This window comes from Terrabacter sp. P5_B1 (genome assembly GCF_056400505.1).
In genome coordinates, this window is record NZ_JBFULD010000342.1 from 1 (window position 1) to 4,322 (window position 4,322).

Consider the following 4,322-nt stretch of genomic DNA (forward strand, 5'->3'; position numbering starts at 1 on the left):
GCAGGGGTGCGCGTGGCGGGGCGGACGGCATACGCGAGGGGGGTGCCGGCGGCGACGACCCGGGTGACGATGTCGGCGACGTGGCTCGTGCCGCCGGCGATCGATCCGGGAGCCGTGTCGTCCGGGTCGCGAGCCAGCCGGGCGACGCCTCGGTCGACGACGACCGAGAGGCCGCCGAGGACGTATGCGCCGTCTCCCACTCCGGCGGCAGCCATCGCGTCGGAGACGAAGGCGACGTGGTCGACGCCGACGAGGTCGAGGACGGTGCGGACCGTGTCGTCGGCGAGGTGCACGCCGTCGGCGATGAGCTCCACCGTGACATGACCGCGCACGGCCGAACGCATCAGTGCCGCAACGGCGCCCGGCTTCCGGTGGTGCATGGGGTCCATGCCGTTGAAGAGGTGGGTGCCGAGGTCGGCGCCGGCCGCGACAGCCTCCTCGACCTGCGCGTACGTGGCCGTCGTGTGGCCCACCGCGGCATGGATGCCGGCCGTCGTGAGCCAGCGGACGAGGTCGAGGCCGTGGGTGCGCTCCGGTGCCAGCGTGACCTGCCGGATGTGGCCTCGGCCGACCTCGATGAGGCGTTCGACCTCGGCGAGYGTGGGGTCGCGCAGGAGGGTCGGGTCGTGGGCGCCGCAGCGCGCCTCGGCGAGCCACGGGCCCTCGAGGTGGATRCCGTCGACGACGCCGTCGTCGGCGAGCTCGGCGAGCATGGCGACGCCGCGCTCGAGGTCGCGCGGGCTCATCGTGACGAGGCTGGCCAGCAGGCTCGTCGACCCGTGGGCGTGGTGGTGCTCGGCGGCCGCGGCCGCGGCGTCGTCGCGCAGGTCGGTGAACGCCGTGCCGCCGCCGCCGTGGCAGTGGACGTCGACGTATGCCGGCAGCATCGTCCCGCTGACCCGCTCGGCCGCGTCGGCGCCGGGTGGTGGCTGCGTGCCGGGTTCGAGGGGGGTGACCGCCGCGATGCGCTCGCCCTCGACCTGGACGAGGACGTCGGGCAGCACGGTGTCGTCGATCAGGGCGGGGCCGCGCAGGGTGAGGTTCATCGGGGTCGATTCTGTCGCACGCCGGGCGGGGGTAGCGTGAGGCCGTGCCAGCCAGAGCCCTGCGTGACCTCGTCCACCCGACGTGGGTCCCGGCACTCGAGCCAGTGGCAGACACGATCACCGAGATGGGTGAGTTCCTGCGCGCCGAGGTGGCAGCCGGTCGCGGCTACCTGCCGGCGGGCGACCGCGTGCTGCGGGCCTTCTCGCTGCCGCTGCCCGACGTGCGGGTGCTGGTCGTCGGGCAGGACCCCTATCCGACACCGGGCCACCCGGTGGGGCTGTCGTTCAGCGTCGCGCCCGACGTGCGGCCTGTCCCCCGCTCGCTGCAGAACATCTATGCCGAGCTCGGCAGCGACCTCGGGCTGCCGATGCCGGGCAACGGCGACCTGACGCCGTGGTTCGAGCGCGGTGTCATGCTGCTCAACCGGGTGCTCACGGTGCGCCCGGGCGCGAGTGCCAGCCACCAGGGCAGGGGCTGGGAAACCGTGACGGCGCAAGCGATCTCGGCCCTCGCCGGTCGCGGCGGTCCGCTCGTCGCCATCCTGTGGGGGCGCCAGGCGCAGTCCCTCGCGCCGATGCTCGGCGACGTGCCGCGCATCGAGTCGGCCCATCCGTCGCCGCTGTCGGCACGCTCCGGCTTCTTCGGCTCGCGGCCGTTCAGCCGCACCAACGACCTCCTCGCCCAGCAGGGCGCGGCACCCATCGACTGGAGGCTGACATGACCCAGCCCGCCCCTGACGGTTCCGACACCACGGTGTGGACCCGCTTCGTCGCGATCGGCGACTCGTTCACCGAGGGCATGTGCGACGACGACCCGGACTTCGGCCACGACGGCGAGTTCGCCGGCTGGGCCGACCGGCTCGCCTCGCACCTGTCGGAGATCGCCCGCGGCGCGGGGGTCGACTTCGGCTACGCCAACCTCGCCGTGCGTGGCCGCAAGCTCGCCGACGTCGTCGGCCCGCAGCTCGAGGACGCGCTGTCGCTGCAGCCCGACCTCGTGAGCATCGTCGGTGGCGGCAACGACATCCTGCGCCCGAAGGCCGACCTCGACGGCCTCGCCGCCCGGCTCGAGGCTGCCGTCGCGCGCATCCGGGCCACCGGGGCCGACGTGCTCATGGCGACGCCGGTCGACCCGGCCGACGCGCCCCTGGTCAAGGCGACGCGGGGTCGCGCCGCGATCCACACCGCCAACATCTGGAGCATCGCGCGCCGCAACGGTGCTCACGTCGTCGACCAGTGGGGCCTGCACGCCCTGCGCGACTGGCGCATGTGGAGCGAGGACCGCATCCACATGACGACGGAGGGCCACCGTCGCGTCGCCCTGGCAGCCCTCGAGGCGCTCGGGCACACGCCGGCCGAGACCGACTGGGCGACGCCCTTGGAGCCGGCTCCGCCGATCGGTCGCCGCGAGGCCCTGCAGGCCAACGCCCAGTGGGCCAAGGAGTACGTCGGCCCGTGGGTCCACCGCCGCCTCACCGGCCGGTCGTCGGGCGACCAGCGCCAGGCCAAGCGCCCCGACGTGACCCCGCTCGACCCGTCGTGAACCCCGCCACCCGCTGACGTATGCCGCGTCGTGGACCTCGCGACACGGCATACGCCCGGCTCCGGCCGGGACTGTTGACGGAGGTTCACGGGAGTCAGCCACAGGGCCGAGCACGGTCACGGGCTTCGGACCGCGCGAAGGTCCGTCATCCGTCCCCGGAATCAGACCCTGAGGAGAAGTCCGGCACGCCCGCCCCGGTCTCCGTGAGCCTCGGAGGATGACGTCAGACCTCACCAGCTCGCCACCGCGGCGGCGCGCGCGACGCAGCCTCTCCACCGCCGACGTCGTGACCGCCGTGCATCGCCTCGGCGGCACGTGCACGTGGCGCGAGCTGAGGCGCGCCGTCCCATGGCGCCTCATCGGCGCTCCGTCCATGCCGGTCTCATCCGGCACCCCGGCAACGGCCTCTACGTGCTGCCCGGCGCCGATGAAGGCCGGGTGGTGGCACGGCGGATGACCGGCGTCCTCTCGCACCGCACCGCCGCCCAGCACTGGGGCTGGAAGGTCAAGACGGTCCCGCGGCTGCCGGACGTGACGATCCCGGCCAACCGCACGCTGAGGGACAGCGCTCGGGGTCTGGCGACGACCCATCGCCGCACGCTCGCCGCTCGTGACGTCACCGACGGCGATGTCACCACCCCGATACGCACCGTCATCGACTGCTGCCTCGACCTGCCCTTCGACGAGGCGCTGTCGGTCTTCGACTCCGCCCTTCGAGGAGGGCTGCGGCGACGAGCCATGGTGGCAGCCGCGGCCCAGCTCGGCCCACGGCATCGGACGCGAGCGCTCGCCGTCGAACGCCACGCCACCGCCAAGGCCGCGAACCCCTTCGAGTCGGTGTTGCGCGCGATAGCTCTGGGCGTCGAGGGCACGGACTGGGACCCGCAGCACCGCATCCGCTACGACGACTTCTTCGCCAAGGTCGATCTCGGCGACGACACCCTCGGGATCGTCCTCGAGGCGGACAGCTTCGAGTCCCACGGCGAGTGAGCGGCCTTCGGCCGTGACTGCGAGCGTTACGGCGAGCTCGTCTCGCGCGGGTGGCTCGTGCTGCGCTTCACGTGGGACCAAGTGATGTTGAGGCCGGCCTGGGTCGCACGGGTCATCGAACGCACGGTGCGACGTCGCCGGGCCGAGCGGGGACTGTTGACGGACGTTCGGGACCCCGAGGCGGCTGCTTGAGCACGGACGAGCCGGTGCAGCACCGGAACCTCCGTCATCAGTCCCTGTCTCGACCACGCCCCGCGCGGACGTATGCCGTCCCGCGGACTCMGCGGGACGGCATACGTGCTCTGGTCGGTGACGTCTCAGACGGAGGCGGCGAACGCCTTCTCGAAGATGTCGAGGCCCTCGGAGAGCAGCTCGTCGCTCGCGGCGAGCGGCGGCAGGAAGCGGAAGACGTTGCCGTAGGTGCCGCACGTCAGGGTGACGAGGCCGTCGGCGTGGCAGGCCTTGTTGACGGCGCCGGTCAGCGCGGCGTTCGGCGTGAGGTCGCCGGGGCCGTTCACGAGCTCGAYGGCGAGCATGGCGCCGCGGCCGCGGATGTCGCCGATCTGCGGGTACTTCTCCGCAAGCGCCTTGAGGCGCGGGACGAAGAGGGCCTCCACCTGCTTGGCGCGGCCGCAGAGGTCCTCCTCCTTCATCGTCTCGATGGCCCCGAGCGCGGAGGCGCAGGCGACGGGGTTGCCGCCGTAGGTGCCGCCGAGGCCCCCGCTGTGGACCGAGTCCATGAC

At 73.0% G+C, this 4,322-nt stretch carries 5 protein-coding genes; 3 read left to right on the forward strand and 2 right to left on the reverse strand.

The genetic code is table 11. The features are described 5' to 3' along the window. Positions 1–1,046: N-acetylglucosamine-6-phosphate deacetylase (locus tag AC1DP0_RS18715; protein ID WP_478087377.1), on the reverse strand; the 1,046-nt coding region annotated here is incomplete at its 3' end. Between the two features lie 44 nt (positions 1,047–1,090). On the opposite strand from AC1DP0_RS18715, the gene AC1DP0_RS18720 reads away from it, so the two are divergent. The 3 genes from AC1DP0_RS18720 (at position 1,091) to AC1DP0_RS18730 (ending at position 3,579) form a co-directional block, all read left to right on the forward strand. Then, positions 1,091–1,768 carry a uracil-DNA glycosylase gene (locus tag AC1DP0_RS18720; protein ID WP_478087379.1) on the forward strand — a complete coding sequence of 226 codons (678 nt, stop codon included), beginning with the start codon at positions 1,091–1,093 and terminating at the stop codon, positions 1,766–1,768. Further along, entirely contained in the window at positions 1,765–2,589 is an 825-nt protein-coding gene (locus tag AC1DP0_RS18725; protein WP_478087381.1) for an SGNH/GDSL hydrolase family protein, read from the forward strand. Before AC1DP0_RS18720 ends, AC1DP0_RS18725 begins: the two co-directional genes overlap by 4 nt. Positions 2,590–2,937: 348 nt before the next feature. Further along, on the forward strand, positions 2,938–3,579 hold the full coding sequence (locus tag AC1DP0_RS18730) for a hypothetical protein (protein ID WP_478087385.1): 642 nt from the start codon (positions 2,938–2,940) through the stop codon (positions 3,577–3,579). A 317-nt stretch (positions 3,580–3,896) separates the two neighbouring features. On the opposite strand, the gene AC1DP0_RS18735 is transcribed toward AC1DP0_RS18730, so the two are convergent. Further along, positions 3,897–4,322, reverse strand: a 426-nt coding sequence (locus AC1DP0_RS18735; RefSeq protein WP_478087387.1) for an aminotransferase class III-fold pyridoxal phosphate-dependent enzyme, incomplete at its 5' end; no start/stop codon positions are given.

Coding starts and splice junctions, on each gene's coding strand:
- AC1DP0_RS18725 (WP_478087381.1), top strand. CDS start 1,765: ATGACCCAGCCCGCCCCTGACGGTTCCGACACCACGGTGTGGACCCGC.
- AC1DP0_RS18730 (WP_478087385.1), top strand. CDS start 2,938: ATGGCGCCTCATCGGCGCTCCGTCCATGCCGGTCTCATCCGGCACCCC.